Origin of the sequence: Massilia sp. METH4, from assembly GCF_037094685.1 — a bacterium.
Taxonomy (GTDB): domain Bacteria; phylum Pseudomonadota; class Gammaproteobacteria; order Burkholderiales; family Burkholderiaceae_D; genus Rugamonas.
On sequence record NZ_CP146614.1, the window covers coordinates 721021 to 737515 of the forward strand.

The following is a 16495-nucleotide window of genomic DNA, read 5'->3' on the forward strand; positions in this document are numbered from 1 at the left end:
CCTATGTCCGAACTGAGTTTCACCACCGCACCGACCGATCCGCACACCGAACTGGTGCGCGGCATGTACCGCGGCTTCCTTGGCCGCGAGCCGGATGCCCCCGGCCTCGCCCACTGGGTTGCGCGGCTGGGCGCCGGCACGGCCAGCAGCGAGCTGGTCGAGGCGATCATGGCCTCGCCCGAATACCTGAAGATCCAGGCCGGCCGCGCCCGGCATGCCGCGCTGCGCCAGGCCATGGCCGCGGCCGGTGTGCCGCTGCTCGGCCAGCCCCTGTCGATCGTCGACATCGGCGCGCAGGAACTGGAAGGCGAGCAGCACGTCTATGCGCCGTTGCAGGCGGCGGGGCTGCCGTGCCGCGTGACGGGTTTCGAACCGCAGGAAGACAAGATCGCCGCCAGCCTCGCGCGCCAGCCGGACGGCAGCCTGCGGCTGTACCCGACCTTCATCGGCGACGGCGGTACGCACACCTTCCACATCAACAACGACGACGCCACGTCCTCGCTGCTGCCGCTGAACCGCCCGCTGACGGGGGAACTGGTCGACCTGAGCCACCTGGAAACCGTGCGCACCTTCGAGGTGGCCACGAGCCGGCTCGACGACGTGCTGAAGGATGACGGCACGGTCGACTTCCTGAAGCTGGACATCCAGGGCTTCGAGCTGCCCGCGCTGGAACATGCGCGCGAGGTGCTGGCCCGCACCAACGTCGTGCACTGCGAAGTGTCGTTCATGCCGATCTATGCCGGCCAGGCATTGTTCTCCGACATCGAGGCGCTGCTGCGCGCGGCCGGTTTCACGTTCATGGATTTCAGCTCGCTGTGCCGCTACCCGTACCACGGCGCGGCGCAAGGCGCCTCGCGCGACCGGCTCGGCTGGGGCGACGCGGTGTTCTTCCGCACCGGCGGCACGCTGGCGCCCCGCGACCTGCTGGCCCAGGCCCTCGTCGCGCTGCTGGTCTACGACAAGCCGTCGTATGCCGAACACCTGGCGCGCCGCCACGACGTCGCCACCGGCGCGGCACTGGCCGCGCCCTTCGACGCACCTGCGCCGGGGGCAGCGCAATGACCTTCATCACCTATGCACAGAATGGCGAGGACGTGCTGCTGTGGCGCGCGCTCGGCCACATCCAGGGCGGCTTCTACGTGGACGTGGGCGCCAACGACCCGGTCGAGCATTCCGTCACCCGGGCGTTCTATGACGCCGGCTGGTCCGGCATCAATATCGAGCCGCTGCCCTCGTTCCACCGGCGCTTCGAGGAACAGCGCCCGCGCGACATCAACCTGGCGATCGCCGCCGGCAGCGCCGAGGGCGAGCTGACACTGTACGACGTGCCCGCCGTGAACGGCTGGGCGTCGCCCGATGCCGGCGTGGCCGCGGCGCACCGCGCCGAAGGCTTCGATGTCGTGGAAATGACGGTTCCCGTGCGCACGCTCGACGCGGTCTGGGACGAACACGTGCGTGGCGACGTGCACTTCCTGAAGATCGACGTCGAAGGCTTCGAGGCCGAAGTGCTGCGCGGTTTCGACCTGCGCCGCCACCGGCCATGGGTGCTGGTGGTCGAGGCCACGCTGCCGAACAGCCGCGTGACGAACCACGAGAAATGGGAACCGCTGGTCGTGGAGAACGGCTACCGCTTCGCCTGGTTCGACGGCCTGAACCGCTACTACGTGGCCGAGGAACATGCCGAGCTGCTGGCGGCGCTGACGGTGCAGCCGAACGTGTTCGACGATTACCTGTCGCATCACCTGGTGTACGAACGGGAGCAGGCCGCGGCAGCGCGCGCCGCGGCGGCCGCGGCGGGCGAGGCGCATGCGAATGCCGTGGCCGCATGGGAAGCGGCCAACGCGGCGCACGCGCATGCCGTGGCCGCGCTCGAGGCGGCGCAGCGCGACACGCGGTCCAAGCACGCCGACGTGCTGGCCGCGCACGAGCGCATCACCGAGCTCGATCGCATCGCACGCGACGGCCAGGCCGAACTCGCGGCGGCGCACGCGCGCATCGCCGAGCTCGATCGCACGGTGCAGGATGGCCGGGCCGAACTCGCGGCGGCGCACGGGCGCATCACCGAGCTCGATTACATGGTGCAGGATGGCCGGGCCGAACTTGCGGCGGCACGCGCGCGCATCACCGAGCTCGATCGCATGGTGCAGGATGGCCGGGGCGAACTCTCAGCGGCGCATGCGCGGATCGCCGAGCTCGATGGCCTCACGCGCGACGGCACGACCAAGCTCGCGACCGCGCGCGAGCGCATCGTCCAGCTCGACCGTGCCCTGCTGGACGGCGAGGAAAAATACGCGACATCGCAGCGGCAGCTGGGTGAAACGAGCGCGTATGCCGAGCTGCTGGAACGTGAACTGGCAGCGGCCAACCAGCGCACGCGCGAGGTGCAGCACCGGCTCGATGCGGTGCTGGCGAGCACCTCGTGGAAGATCACCGAACCGCTGCGCGCCGTCAACGCGGGCGAGTTCAAGCAGTGGGTGCGCTGGCGCACCTCGGCCCATGTGCGCGACACCGTCACGCGCCTGGTCGCCAACGAAAAACTGCGCCGCCGCGTCATTCCCATGCTGGCGCGCTTCCCCACGCTGAACGAACGGGTCGTCGACACCGTGGCGCGGCTCAAGCGCCGCCCGCCGGAAGTGCCGCAGGAAGCCCGCGAGGGAACGGTCGAGCCGAACCTGCGCGACCTGCCCGTCTCGGCCCGCCGCGCCTTCGCCGACCTGTCCAAGCGCCCCCGTCCCCCGGAGTCCTGAACCCCATGCGCATCATCATCGACTTGCAGGCGTGCCAGCACGGCACGCCAGAGCAATGTGCCGCCGCGCGCGGCTTCGCCCTGCAGCTGGCCGAACAGGCCGCCGGGCACGACGTCTGGCTGGCCGCGAACGGCCATTTCCAGCACGATATCGCCGCCCTGCGCCAGGCGTTCCTGCCCTTCGTTCCCGAAGAAAAATTCTTCGTGTTCGAGGTCGCCGCGCCGGACGGCGAGCCGGGCACCGGCCGGCACTGGCTCGAGAAGGCTGCCGACGCCTTGCGCGCCGGCGCCTTCGCGACCCGCGCGCCGGACCTGGTGCTGGCGGCCGATTTCCGGACCGAACCCGCGCGCCACCTGGCGCAGGGCGCGGACCCCGCGCTCGTGCGTTGGACCAGCGTCGTCCGCGTAGGCGACGTGGCCGCCGTGAAGGCCGCCGCGCAACGTGGCGTAGCCCTGCTGGCGCCGCTGGCGCAGGCCGACCTGCTGCTGGCCGACACGGAGCAGGACCGCGCCCAGCTGGCTGCGCTGTTGCCGGACCGGACGGTCGCCATGGCGGCACCCGCCGACCTGTGGCCGCTGCTGGAAAGCGCGGCCGCCGCGCGCGCTACCGCGGCCGCCGCGCCGCCGCCGGCGCACAAGCCGCGCCTGGCCTATATTTCCCCGCTGCCACCGGAAAAATCCGGCATCGCCGACTACAGCGCCGAACTGTTGCCCGAGCTGGCCCGTTACTACGACGTGGACGTGGTGCTGGAGCAACCGGAACTGAATGCGCCGTGGGTGCAGGAAAACCTGGCCGTGCGCAGCGTGGCCTGGTTCGAGGAGCATGCGGACGAGTATGCGCACCGCCTCTACCATTTCGGCAACTCGCCGATGCACCAGCACATGTTCGCGCTGCTGGAGCGGCATCCCGGCGTCGTGGTGCTGCACGACTTCTATCTCGGCAACATCCTGCACCGCATGGAAGATATCGGCTACCTGCCCAATGCGCTGCGCGACGGGCTGTTCCGCTCGCACGGCTTCGGTGCGCTGTTCGACCTGGAACGCGAAGGCACTGCGGTAGTGTGGAAATACCCGTGCAACAAACCGGTTCTCGATGCCGCCACCGGCGTCATCGTGCACTCGGCATTCCCCGCCCAGCTGGCGCGGCAGTGGTACGGGCCCGACGCGGCCGCCAACTGGCACACGCTGCCGCTGCTGCGCGGCCATCCGGGCGGCGACCGCGCCGCCTTGCGCCAGGCGGCCCGCGACCGGCTGGGACTGAAGCCGGAAGATTTCCTCGTCTGTTCGTTCGGCCTGCTGGGCCCGACCAAGCTGAACCATCGCCTCGTCGATGCCTGGCTGGCCTCGCCGCTGATGGCGGAGGCGCATGCCCGCCTGGTCTTCGTCGGCGAACTGAGCGCGGATGCCTACGCGCGCGAACTGAACGCCAAGCTGAGCGCCCGCCATACGGAAGGCCGTATCGTCGTCACGGGCTTCGTGTCGCAGGAGGAGTACCAGACTTACCTGATGGCATGCGATGCCGCCGTCCAGCTGCGCAACAACACGCGCGGCGAAACCTCGGCCGCCGTGCTGGACTGCATGCTGCACGGCTTGCCCACGGTCATCAACGCGCATGGCGCAATGGCCGAGCTGCCTGCCGACGTGCTCATCAAGCTGGAAGACCAGTTCGCCACGGCGGACCTGGAAGCGGCACTGCTCGACCTGTACCGCAACCCGGCCCGGCGCGCGCACCTGGGCGAGCTGGCGGCCGCTTACATCGCCACGCACCACGCCCCGGCCCAGGTGGGCGCGCAATACCACGCCACGCTGGAGCGCATTGCGCAAGACAATCCGCTGCTGCACTACCGCCGCCAGGTGCGGGCGCTGCAGGAACTGATGCCGCCCACCGAGCCACCGGAGGACGACCTGCTGCGCTGCGCACGGGCGCTGGCGGCGAACCAGCCGGCCCGCGGCCCGCGCCAGTTGCTGGTGGACGTGTCGGCCATGGTGCAGACCGACCTGCGCACGGGCATCCAGCGCGTGGTGCGCAGCATCCTGCACGCCCTGCTGGCCGAGCCGCCTGCCGGCTTCATCGTGGAACCGGTATACAGCCCTGGCAACCGGCAACCGTACCGTTACGCGCGGGCCTGGCTGCAGCGCGGCCTCGTCACGCCCGTGCACGGGCTGGACGATGCGCCGATCGAGCTGCATGCGGGCGACATCTTCCTCGGCCTGGACTTGATGATGCACGGGGTACACACGAACCGCGCCCTGCTGCAGAGCTACCGCAACCGCGGCGTGCACGTGCATTTCGTCGTCTACGACCTGCTGCCCGTGCTCAAGCCGGCCTTCTTCCCGTTCGGCTCCGACAAGGTGTTCGCCGACTGGCTCGACACGATCGGCACCGTGTCGGACGGCATCGTGGCGATCTCGCGGGCCGTGGCCGACGAGCTGGCGGACTGGTACGAGAAGCATCCGCCGATCCGTGTGGCCCCGTTGCAACTGGGCTACTTCCATCTGGGCGCGGACATCGAGGCGAGCGCGCCCACCGCCGGCCTGCCAGCGGACGCGGAAACGCTGCTGGCCACGCTGTCGACGCGGCCGGGTTTCCTGATGGTCGGCACGCTGGAACCCCGCAAGGGCCACCGCCAGGTCGTCGACGCCTTCGACCTGCTGTGGCGCGACGGCCAGGAAGTCAACCTGGTCATCGTGGGCAAGAAGGGGTGGATGGTCGACGACCTGGCCGAGCGTCTCGAGAACCATCCCGAACTGGGCAAGCGGCTGTTCTGGCTGCAGGGCGCCTCGGACGAGCTGCTGCAAAAGCTCTACCAGTCAGCCGCCTGCCTGCTGGCGCCTTCTGAAGGCGAGGGCTTCGGCCTGCCGCTGATCGAGGCGGCCCAGCACCAGATCCCGATCATCGCGCGCGCGCTTCCCGTGTTCCGCGAAGTGGCCGGCGACCATGCCTATTACTTCGATGGAGAAACGGGTACCGTGCTGGCCGAGGCCGTCGCACGCTGGCTCGAGCTGTCGGCTGCCGGCACCGCGCCGCACTCGCAAGACATGCCGTGGCTGACGTGGCGCGACAGCGCGCGACAACTGAAGGATACGCTGGATGGCACGCGTCCTTACCGTAGCGTAACTTTTTGAAACAAACACTTATCATAAACGTGTTATCATTCTGCAATCTCATCCGGCCGCATTCGCAGCGCTGACCTGATTCCAACATGCATTCGACCGACACTCTGTCCCGGGGCAGCGACTCCCGCCTGCGCCCCCTGGTCATCGACCTGGACGGCACACTGATCTATTCCGACCTGCTCTGGGAAGCGTTACTGCTGTTCCTCAAGCAGAATTTCTGGCAGGCCTGGCGCCTGCCGTTCTGGCTGCTCGGCGGCAAGGCCGCGTTCAAGGCACGGCTGGCCGCTGCCGTGCAGCTGGACCCGGCGAGCCTGCCCTACGACGACCAATTGCTCAAGGAAATCGCCGCCCAGCGCGCGCTGGGCCGCAAGGTGGTGCTGGCCACCGGTTCGCAACGGCGCTTCGCCGAGCAGATCGCGGAGCACCTGCAACTGTTCGACCACGTGGCGGCCACGGACGACAAGGTGAACCTGACCGGCAAGCACAAGGCGGCGCACCTGAACGGCCTATATGGCGACCGCAACTACGATTACGTGGGCAATTCGCGCGTCGACATTCCAGTCTGGCACGGCAGCCACGGCGCCTATTCGGTCACGCACAAACCGTTCCGCCTGCCGGACGGGCGCAGCACGAGCCAGCTGGGCGGCCATCGCCCGGGCGCGGCGCGCTACCTGCTCAAGGGCATGCGGCCGCGCCAGTGGCTGAAGAACATGCTCGTGTTCGTGCCGATGCTGACCGGCCACGCCCTGGCGGCCGACACGTTCGTCCAGTCGCTGGTGGCCTTCGTCGCGTTTTCGCTGTGCGCTTCCAGCGCCTACCTGCTCAACGACGCGCTCGACGCGGGGGATGACCGCCGCCATCCGACCAAGCGCAACCGCCCCATCGCCGCCGGTCTGCTGCCGCTGCCGCTGGCCCTGATGACCAGCCCGCTGCTCGCGCTGGCCGCGATCGGCCTGTGCGCGTACTTCGACCCGCTGCTGCTGCTCACACTGTCGGTGTATTTCGTCACCACCGTGTGCTACTCGCTGTACCTGAAGCGGCTGCTGATGATCGACATCGTCACGCTGTCGCTGCTGTACACGCTGCGCATCCTGGGTGGCAGTGCCGCAACGCACATCACACCCTCGTTCTGGCTGCTGGCGTTCTCGTTCTTCATCTTCCTCAGTCTCGCCCTGCTCAAGCGCTACAGCGAGCTGTTCAACCTGCACCGCCAGGGCAAGGAAAAGACCAGCGGGCGCGGCTATACCACCGCCGACAAGGTGCCGGTCGGCACGATGGGCGTGGCCTGCGGCTTCCTATCCGTGCTGATCTTCATGCTCTACTTCAATTCCGAAGCGGTGCTGAAGATGTATCCACAGCCCTACCTGCTGATGGGTATCGTACCGCTGCTCGTGTTCTGGCTCGGCCGCCTGTGGCTGCTGGCATACCGCGGCCTCGTTAACGAAGATCCCGTGCTGTACGTCAGCAAGGACAAGGTCAGCCTGCTCGTGATCGGCCTGTGCGCCGCGATCGCCGGCGTGGCCAGCTGGTAAGGATAGCCAATGGGTTCCATGACTTCTCACGCGGCCGGTTACGCATTCTGCGTGGCGGCCGCCTTCGCCAGCGCGGCCGCCACGTTCCTGATCAAGCAAAGCACCGTCGCGAACGCCGGCTGGACGCTGGCGCGCCTGCTGTGGCTGGGCGCGGCATGCGGCAGCTACGCACTGGGCTTCGTGTTCTATTCGATGGCGCTGCAGCGCCTGCAGATGTCGCTGGCCTATCCGCTGATGACGGCCGTCACCACGGCCGTCGTGGCACTGGCCGGCTACCTCGTCTGGCAGGAATCGCTGGGCATGGCGAAGTTGCTGGGCTTCGTGCTGCTGGCCGCCGGTGCCTTCCTGATCGCCCGATGAGCGCCGTCCTGAACGTTACCTCCGTGGCCAGCCGGCAGGGCGCCGGCCGCGCCCTGCTGCTGCTCGCCGTCCTGCTGGCCTTGCTGCCGGCGCTGTTCCGGCCGCAGCATTACGGCGATGCCAACGAATACATCCTCACCACGCTGGCATTCGCCAACCACGGCACGCCGGATCTGCGCCTGTCCGACCTCGAACAGGCGCAGCGCATGCTGCCGGAAATGGCGGCGCCGTATGCGCTGCTGGAACCCGGTCTGCGCGATCCGAACGCGGATTTGTATGCCGCCTACGTGCGCGGCCGCGGCAACGCCGTGTATGCGGTGCACTTCTTCGGCTATCCGCTGATGGCGACCGTGCCGTTCAAGCTGCTGCAATGGACCGGCCTGTCGCCTTTGAAGTGCTACCAGCTGCTGAACCTGGCATTCGTGCTGGTGCTCGGGGCGGCCCTGTACCGCGCGTTCGGCACGCTGCCGCGCATGCTTGCCGGCGTGGCCCTGTTCTTCGTCTGTGGCGGCGCGCTGTACTGGAACTGGAGCAGCCCGGAATGCGTGACCGCCGCCGCGCTGCTGGCCGGCCTGCTGTACTTCACGAGCGGCGCACCGCTGCGCGGCGCGCTGCTGGCCGGCGTGGCCACGCTGCAGAATCCCACGACCGTGTTCTTCTTCGGCTTCGCACCGCTGCTGCTGTGCTGCCTGCATTACCGGCGCGGCGCGGGCCTGCGCGCGGCGCTCGCCCCGGCGCTGCAATGGCGCGTCGTGCTGGCCATCGGCGCCGGCCTGGCCGTGTTCGCGCTGGCGCCGCTGTTCAACCTGTGGGCGTTCGGCGTACCGAACATCATCGCCAAGAAATTCACAACGCCCGCGCTGATCGGCCTGACGCGGCTGCACTCGTTCTTCCTCGACCTGAACCAGGGCATGCTGATCGCCGTGCCCGCGCTGGCGGCGGTGCTGGTCGCAGGCCTGTTCACGGGTGACCGCGCGGAGCGGCCGCGCCGTGCCCTGCTGCTGGGCGCCAGCGCACTCTTCGTGCTGTGCCTGGCCGTGCCGGCGCTCTCGATCAACAACTGGAATTCCGGCGCCACCGGCGTGATGCGCTACGGCTTCTGGTGCGCGATGCCCTTGCTGTTCGCCTTCCTCGTGCGGCTGCAGGTCGCCTGGCCCACGCCGCAGGTGACGCTGCTGGCGGCGTTGCAAGCGCTGTGCATGGTGCATGCGCTGAGCTACCACTACACCGCGTTCAGCCCGCTGCAGCGCGCCGTGTTTGCCCTGGCCCCAGGCCTGGTGAATCCGGAACCTGAAATCTTCGCCGAACGCGCCGAGCACAAGGACGACTACATCGATCCGATGCACGTGTACCAATACGCGGCGGGAGTAGAACCGGTCAAGACGCTGTACAACGCGGCGAACACGGGCGTGGCCGCGGCGCTGTGCGGCCCCGGCGGCCAGCTGTCGCCCGGCAACAACACGTCGGACAGCTACCTGGGCTGGCGCTATATCAACGGCGCCGTGCAGTGCAAGTCCGCCGACCTGAACACGCTGCTGCTCGAGTCGCCCGCCGGCGGCGAATCGCTGCGGCTGGCCAGCGGCTGGAGCCGGCTCGAGCGGGGCGGCGGCAACTGGACTGGCGCCTGGTCCGATGGCGCCAAATCGCGCATCGAGGTGGCGCTGGCGGATGGCCACCGGCCAACGGCGCTGACGCTCGCCGGCCAGTATTTCGACGGCAACCGGCGCACCCGCGTGACCGTAAACGGCAAGGAGCTGGGCTGGTTCGACCTGGCTGCCACGCCGGTCATCCCCCTGGCCGGCGTACCGCAGGGCGCCACGCTGGAAATCCTGCTCGACCACGAAGCGCCCCGCCGCCCGGATGCAAGCGACAGTCGCCAGCTGAGCTTCTTCCTGCGCAAGGTGCGCCTGTCTTGACGAATATGCTCCTCGCGGGGCACTACATGGAGGCCATCTGGTTACCTTAGTTTTGAAATCGCTGCGCCTGCCGCTGGAAAGCGCGCGCGCCTACGCATGCCTGCTGGCGGCCGTGCTGTTCCTGGGCGCCTGCGGCGTGCGCTACCAGTTAAGCGGCGACATCGCCGAGTATTCGCTGATGACCGTCGCGCTCGCCAACCATGGTACGCCGGATATCCGCGCCGCCGACATCGCCGAGGCCATTCGCGTCGCCCCCGAGCTCGATTACGCGTTCGTCGACCTCCAGAAAGGTATCGCGCGCGGCGACAAGGTGCCGCGCGCCGGCTTCCACCTGGACAATGGCGGAAATGTGCAGGCCATCCATTTCTTCGCCTATTCGGCGCTGGCCGTCATTCCCTACAAGCTGCTGGACGCCGTCGGCGCCCCGCCGATGAAGTGCTACCAGTTCGTCAACGCGGCCCTGCTGCTCGTGCTAGGCCTGGCCCTGCGCCGCTTCTTCGGCAATGGCCTGCATGCGCTGGGCGGCCTGGCGCTGTACCTGCTGTGCGGCGGCCTCGCCTACGCGAACTGGAGCAGCCCGGAATCGGTGACCGCCTCGGCCCTGCTGGCCGGCCTGCTGCTGTGCGGCAGTTCGGCACCGCTGGCCGGCGGCGTGCTGGTCGGCCTGGCGGCCACGCAGAACCCGAGCGTGGTGCTGGCGCTGGGGCTGATTCCCGTGATCGTGCTGTGCAAGCACTGGCGCCCCGGCATGCGCACCGCCGAGGGCTGGGAGCGCGTGTGGCATGCGCCCGTCGTGGGCGGTCTGGCGGCGGGCGCGCTGCTGTTCGCGGCAAACCCGCTGTTCAACCTGCACGCCTTCGGCGTGCCGAGCATTATCGCGGTGGGCTACACGGTGCCGGAACTGGGCACCTGGGAACGGCTGCACTCCGTCTTCCTGGACCTGAACCAGGGCATGTTCCTGGCCATTCCGGCGGTGGCGGTGCTGATGCTGTGGCTGGCATTCCAGCGCGGCGCGGCGCGCAGCCGCATCCTGCTGGCCTGCGTCGTGCTGGTCATCCTGGGCATGACGCTGCCGGCACTGGTGGTGACGAACTGGAACTCCGGCGCGGCCGGCGTGATGCGCTATGCGTTCTGGGCCGCGATGCCGCTGCTGTTCGTGCTGCTCTGGCAGCTGCGCGAGCGGGGCGGCATCGGCGCGGGCCCCACCGTGGCCGTGCTGCTGGTGCAAGCGCTGGCGATGGGACACATGTTGAGCTATCCCTACACGGCCTTCTCGCCGCTGGCGCTATGGGCCATGCGGCACGCGCCTGCATGGTACAACCCTGACCCGGAAATCTTCTACGAACGCGCGCTGCGCGGCGAGGTGGCCGCCGGCACGGACGATATCCTGCGGCACAGCGAGGGCAACCTTCCGCTGAAGACCATGTACCACCTGAGCAACCAGCACGTGGACGAGCGCCTGTGCGGCAAAGGCCACCTGCTGGCGCTGGACAATTCCTTCACCGAGACGACGCAGCACTGGCGCTACATCAACGGGGACGTGCGTTGCGTGGCGGCTCCGGGCTACTTCCCGGTGCGCTTCGACGCGGAACAGTTCGGGCCGGGCGGCGTGCTGGGCGACGGCTGGAGCCCGCCGCAGTTCGGCGACCAGCAATGGACCGGCACGTGGAGCTCGGCGCCGGTGTCGTACATGCGCCTGCCGATTCCGGCGCGCATGCAGCCACGACGCATCTTCATCACGGGCTTCTACCACGAACCCGCCGGGCACACGACCCGCGTGTCGGTGAACGGGCACGACTACGGCTGGGTAAAACTGGACGGCAAGGCGCTGCCCTTCGACGTGCCGCCGGCCCCAGGGCCGATCGTCGTCGAACTGGAACACAAGCCCATCACGCCTCCCCCGGGCGCGCCGGACCAGCGGCGCATCGCGCTGTTCCTGCAGAACGTGGTCGTGCAGTAGCGCACAGCCAATAAAAAAAGCGGGCAATGCCCGCTTTTTTTCTGTCCACCACCGGTCCACCACCGCGCCTATTCCTTGCGCAGGCCGCCCAGCAGGGCAGCCAGCTTCGGCTTCGGTTTCGATGACGACGGCGCTGCCTGCGCCGAAGTCGTGCTCGCACTGCCGCGCGTCGGCTCGTAGGGTTTCAGGAACCACGGGTCGATCTTGTCGCGGCGCGGGCCGGAGGGGCGCGGGCCACGGTCGGCGCCGGGGGCGGGGCGGCCAGTGCTGCCGCCATTGCCACCATTGCCGAAAGTGCGTTCCCCCTCGCCGCGGCGCGCATGGCGGCGCTCGCCGTGGCGCTCTTCGCCGCCGGCCCGCGAGGCCGGGCGGAAGCCTTCCAGCTCGCCGCGCTTGATCGTTTGCTTGATCAGCTTTTCGATGTCGGCCAGCAGGCGCTCGTCCTTGTCGGAATAGATCGAGATCGCATCGCCCGAGGCGCCGGCACGGCCGGTGCGGCCGATGCGGTGCACGTAGTCCTCGGCGTTGTACGGCAGGTCGTAGTTGATCACGCACGGCAGGTCGGAGATGTCGAGCCCGCGCGCGGCCACGTCGGTGGCCACCAGCACGTCGACCTCGCCGCGCTTGAACGCTTCCAGCGCCGCCATGCGTTCCTGCTGCGTCTTGTCGCCGTGGATGGCGGAAGCCTTCATGCCTTCCTGTTCCAGGCCGCGGGCGAGGCGCGAGGCGCCGATCTTGGTGTTCGAGAACACGATCACCTGCTTCGCTTCGCGCTGGCGCAGGATGTGGGCGACGGCGTCGCGCTTGTGCTCCTCGCCCACCTTGTAGACCACCTGGGTGACCTTGTCGGCCGTGGCGTTGCTGCGCGCGACCTCGATGGTGACCGGATTGTTCAGGAAGCTGTTGGCCAGCTTCTTGATTTCCGGCGAGAACGTGGCCGAGAACATCAGGTTCTGGCGCTGCTTGGGCAACAGGTTGATGATACGCTGCAGGTCCGGCAGGAAGCCCATGTCGAGCATGCGGTCCGCTTCGTCCATCACCAGCATCTGCACCTGCGACAGGCTAATGCTCTTCTGCTCCACGTGGTCCAGCAGGCGGCCGGGCGTGGCGATCACGATCTCGACGCCGCCGCGCATGATCTGCGCCTGCGGCTTGATGTCGACGCCGCCATACACCACGGTCGAGCGCAGCGGTGTGTGCTTGCAATAATTGGCCACGTTTTCCGCCACCTGCACGGCCAGTTCGCGGGTCGGCGTCAACACCAGTGCGCGCACCGGATGGCGCGCCGGGCTCATGCTCGTGTTCGCATGGGCCAGCAGCAGCTGGATGATCGGCAGCGAAAAGCCGGCGGTCTTGCCCGTGCCGGTCTGGGCCGCGCCCATCACGTCGCGCCCCTGCAACACCACGGGAATGGCCTGCGCCTGGATCGGCGTCGGATGTTCATAGCCCTGTTCCGTCAGGGCGCGCTGGATGTCGGGAGAAAGGCCAAAGTCGGAGAAACGCACCTGGGCGGGCGCCACAGGCTGGGCGGTTGTTTCGATGTCAGACATAAATGAGTGGTCGGGTGACCGTGTTTTCCGAAAAATACTGATGCAGCAAGCCAAGGGCCGCGCTGCCGAGGCCGGACGGCCAACGTCGAATAATACCTGTTTCGAGCCGGATACGCACAAAATAGCCGTGTGGAAGCCTTTTTTATTGCATAAAAGGAAGTGCGATACTGGCATAATCGGCGCATGCGAGCTTATACACTCTTTCTGGCCCGCCCGCCGCGGGCAATGACCGCCTTCATGTCGGCCTTCCTGGCCGCCGCCCTGCTGCTGGCCTCGGTCACCCCGGTCGCCCGCGCGGAAACGGCGGCGCCGCCGACCCTGCGCTTCAAGAAGCTGGGCCCCCTGGGCAACGACGAGCCCTCGATGCTGTCGCTGCTGCAGGACCGCCAGGGCTTCATGTGGATCGGCACCCATGTCAACGGCCTGTACCGCTATAACGGTTACCAGGCGGTACGCTACCAGAGCCGGAGCAACGACCCGAAGAGCCTGCCGCACGACCGCGTTTCCACGCTGTACGAAGACCGCCAGGGCCGCATCTGGGCCGGCACGCAGAATGGGCTCGCCCTGTACAACGCCGCCACCAACGACTTCACGGTGTATGTCGCGCCGCAGGGGCCGAAGAACCGCGGCATCATCAAGCAGATCATCTCCGACGGCAAGGATGGCATGTGGCTGGCCAGCTGGGGCGGCCTGCAGCACTTCGATCCCGCCACCGGCAGGTTCACCGTCCACCAGCACGATCCACAGCGGCCCGGCAGCCTGGCCAGCAATGACGTGAACGCGATCGCCCTCGATGCGAAGGGCGGCCTGTGGGCCGCCACGTGGCCGGGTGGGCTCGATTACCTGCCGCCCGGCGGCACGGAGTTCGCGCACCACCAGGTCGATCCGGCCGGGCAGACCGATCCGCGCACGAACATCGTGCGCGCGCTGCAGTTCGATGGCGACGGCGCCCTGTGGATCGGCACCGAGAGCGGCGTGCTGCGCTGGGACGGCAAGCGCGGCTGGGATACGCGCCGGCAAATTCCCGCGCCGAACAGCCGCGTGACGAGCTTCTACATCGACCGCAGCGGCACGCTGTGGGCCACCACCCTCTCGGCCGGGCTGCTGCGCTGGAACGCGCCGGCCGCCGCGTTCACCCAATACCGGCACACGCCGAACGATCCGTATTCGCTGCCGGGCGACAGCACGCGCGCGATGCTGCAGGACCGCAGCGGCATGCTGTGGATCGCCACGTTCACGGACGGCATCAGCCTCGTCAACCTGAACAGCAGCGGTTTTACCCGCTACGTGCCGCAGCATTTCGATACCAGTAATATTTCGACCAGCAATGCCGTGCTGGCCGTGGCGCGCGCGCCGGACGGCAAGCTCTGGCTCGGCGGCAATGTGGGCATCAGCCTGTTCGACCCGGCCGCCAACAAGGTGGTACGGCGCTACACCTCCGATCCGAGCCGGCCCGGCTCGCTGTCGCAGAACATCGTCTACAGCCTGTACCAGGGTGCCGAAGGCCCGCTGTGGGCAGGTACTCCCAATGGGCTGAACCGGCTGGACGATCCGGCCGGGCCGTTCAGGACGATCCACTTCGGCAACCCGGCCAGCGACTACATCAACGCCATCGCGCCGGGCCGCGACGGCATCCTGTGGCTGGCCACCGGCAACAGCCTGATCCGGTATGAACCGGCCACCGGCAAACACCGCATCTTCCAGAACGATGCCGCCGATCCCGACAGCCGCGCCGTCAACGGCACCTCGTCGGTGCTGGAAGACCGCGGTGGCCGCGTCTGGATGGGGTCCGAATGGAATGGCGGCGGCCTTGACCTGCTCGACCCGAAGACGGGCAAGTTCCGCCACTTCACCCACGACCCGGCGCGCGCCGACAGCCTGGCCGACGACAATGTCTCGTCCGTGCACGAGGATTCCCTCGGCCGCATCTGGATCGGTACCGCCAAGGGCTTGCAGCAGGTGGTGCAGAACGGCGCGGCGATCACGTTCCGGTCGTACACGGAGGCGACCAAGGGCGCGAAAATCCTGTCGATCCGGAGCGACCTGGACGACCAGCTGTGGGTCAGCACGATCGTCGGCCTGTTCCGCGTGGACCCCGCCACGGCGAAGGCGACGCTGTACACGGCGGCGGACGGCATGACCGACGGCTTTACCGTCAACTCTTCCGCGCCGGGGCCGGACGGCGTCCTGTACTTCGGTGGCGTGCACGGGCTGACGGCCGTCGCGCCGCGCGAAGTGCGCAGCCAGTCGGTGTCGCCGCAGGTGGCGATCACCGACATCAAGGTCTACAACCGTTCATTGGCCGAGCCGGGCCCCCATGCGGGCGTGACGCTGGAAGGCACGGTGACGGCGCCGCGCGCGCTCACGCTCTCCGGCACGCCTGCCTTCTCGATCGAGTTCGCGGCGCTGCATTACACGGAGCCGGCGCTGAATCGCTATGCATACCGGCTGGAAGGGTTCGACCGCGAGTGGGTCGAGACCGATGCCACGCGCCGCGCCGCCACCTATACCAACCTCGACCCGGGCCGCTATGTGTTCCGGGTAAAGGCATCGAACCACCGCGGCCAGTGGAACGAGGAACCGGTGACCCTGACGGTGACGATCACGCCGCCGTTCTGGGAAACGCTGTGGTTCCGCGCGCTGGCCGCCGCCCTGGTGCTGGTGCTGCTGTGGGGCGTCTGGCACTGGCGCATGCGGCGCCTGAAGCGCGCCAACCGCGCGCTGGAAGACCTGGTGCGCTCGCGCACCGCCGCGCTGGAGGAATCGCACCTGAAGCTGGCGGCGCAATCGACCACCGACGGGCTGACGGGCGTGGCGAACCGCCGCGGCTTCGACGCCAAGCTCGACGCCGAATGGCGCCGCGCCGCCCGCACCGGCCAGGTGCTGGCGCTGGCCATGGTGGACCTCGACTGGTTCAAGCAATACAACGAACGCCACGGCCATGCGGCCGGCGACGCGGCGTTGCGCGCCGTGGCCGGCGTGCTGGGCCGCCATGGCCGCCGCACCACCGACGTGGTGGCACGCTACGGCGGCGAGGAATTCGCCGTGCTGTGGGCCGCCGGCGACGCGGCGGTGGCCCAGCAGGGCGCGCAGGCGATCGTTGCCGAGGTGGCCGCGCTGGCGCTGCCGCACGAGGATTCGCCGTTCGGCGTGCTGACCGTGAGCATCGGTGTGGCGGCGATGCGGCCGCAATCGGAAGGCCCGCAGGAACTGGTGCGGCGCGCCGACGAGGCGCTGCTGCGCGCCAAGGTGCGCGGCAAGAACGGCACGCTGATGGCGCAGGGGGAGGCAGTGGCCTGAGCTGCACGCCAAGC

Annotated in this window: 9 protein-coding genes; 8 read left to right on the forward strand and 1 reads right to left on the reverse strand. The window is 68.4% G+C overall.

Annotated features, from left to right (window positions below; genetic code table 11):
* The first annotated feature begins 3 nt into the window (after positions 1-3).
* From V6Z91_RS03170 to V6Z91_RS03200, 7 genes are all read left to right on the forward strand, one after another.
* The gene (locus tag V6Z91_RS03170) at positions 4-1062 is read left to right on the forward strand and encodes an FkbM family methyltransferase (RefSeq protein WP_338766582.1); all 1059 of its coding nucleotides are present in this window, start codon (positions 4-6) and stop codon (positions 1060-1062) included.
* Complete coding sequence (locus V6Z91_RS03175) at positions 1059-2747, forward strand: FkbM family methyltransferase (protein ID WP_338766585.1); 1689 nt, start codon at positions 1059-1061, stop codon at positions 2745-2747. Before V6Z91_RS03170 ends, V6Z91_RS03175 begins: the two co-directional genes overlap by 4 nt.
* Positions 2748-2752: 5 nt before the next feature.
* On the forward strand, positions 2753-5872 hold the full coding sequence (locus V6Z91_RS03180; RefSeq protein WP_338766587.1) for a glycosyltransferase: 3120 nt from the start codon (positions 2753-2755) through the stop codon (positions 5870-5872).
* Between the two features lie 77 nt (positions 5873-5949).
* On the forward strand, positions 5950-7395 hold the full coding sequence (locus V6Z91_RS03185; protein WP_338766590.1) for a UbiA family prenyltransferase: 1446 nt from the start codon (positions 5950-5952) through the stop codon (positions 7393-7395).
* Between the two features lie 9 nt (positions 7396-7404).
* Positions 7405-7755: an SMR family transporter gene (locus V6Z91_RS03190; RefSeq protein ID WP_338766591.1), complete on the forward strand. Its 351-nt coding sequence runs from the start codon at positions 7405-7407 to the stop codon at positions 7753-7755.
* Entirely contained in the window at positions 7752-9671 is a 1920-nt protein-coding gene (locus V6Z91_RS03195) for a hypothetical protein (RefSeq protein ID WP_338766593.1), read from the forward strand. Before V6Z91_RS03190 ends, V6Z91_RS03195 begins: the two co-directional genes overlap by 4 nt.
* A gap of 52 nt (positions 9672-9723) precedes the next feature.
* The gene (locus V6Z91_RS03200) at positions 9724-11631 is read left to right on the forward strand and encodes a hypothetical protein (protein WP_338766595.1); all 1908 of its coding nucleotides are present in this window, start codon (positions 9724-9726) and stop codon (positions 11629-11631) included.
* 68 nt (positions 11632-11699) lie between these two features.
* On the opposite strand, the gene V6Z91_RS03205 is transcribed toward V6Z91_RS03200, so the two are convergent.
* Entirely contained in the window at positions 11700-13181 is a 1482-nt protein-coding gene (locus tag V6Z91_RS03205; protein ID WP_338766598.1) for a DEAD/DEAH box helicase, read from the reverse strand.
* 225 nt (positions 13182-13406) lie between these two features.
* Here V6Z91_RS03205 and V6Z91_RS03210 point away from each other — a divergent pair, with 225 nt between their 5' ends.
* Positions 13407-16481, forward strand: coding sequence for a two-component regulator propeller domain-containing protein (locus V6Z91_RS03210; RefSeq protein WP_338766600.1), 3075 nt, complete (start codon positions 13407-13409; stop codon positions 16479-16481).
* Positions 16482-16495: the final 14 nt, after the last annotated feature.

Bases quoted from the DNA above. Each gene is read 5' to 3' on its own strand.
- V6Z91_RS03170 (WP_338766582.1), top strand. From the start codon at position 4: ATGTCCGAACTGAGTTTCACCACCGCACCGACCGATCCGCACACCGAA.
- V6Z91_RS03175 (WP_338766585.1), top strand. From the start codon at position 1,059: ATGACCTTCATCACCTATGCACAGAATGGCGAGGACGTGCTGCTGTGG.
- V6Z91_RS03180 (WP_338766587.1), top strand. From the start codon at position 2,753: ATGCGCATCATCATCGACTTGCAGGCGTGCCAGCACGGCACGCCAGAG.
- V6Z91_RS03185 (WP_338766590.1), top strand. From the start codon at position 5,950: ATGCATTCGACCGACACTCTGTCCCGGGGCAGCGACTCCCGCCTGCGC.
- V6Z91_RS03190 (WP_338766591.1), top strand. From the start codon at position 7,405: ATGGGTTCCATGACTTCTCACGCGGCCGGTTACGCATTCTGCGTGGCG.
- V6Z91_RS03195 (WP_338766593.1), top strand. From the start codon at position 7,752: ATGAGCGCCGTCCTGAACGTTACCTCCGTGGCCAGCCGGCAGGGCGCC.
- V6Z91_RS03205 (WP_338766598.1), bottom strand. From the start codon at position 13,181: ATGTCTGACATCGAAACAACCGCCCAGCCTGTGGCGCCCGCCCAGGTG.
- V6Z91_RS03210 (WP_338766600.1), top strand. From the start codon at position 13,407: ATGACCGCCTTCATGTCGGCCTTCCTGGCCGCCGCCCTGCTGCTGGCC.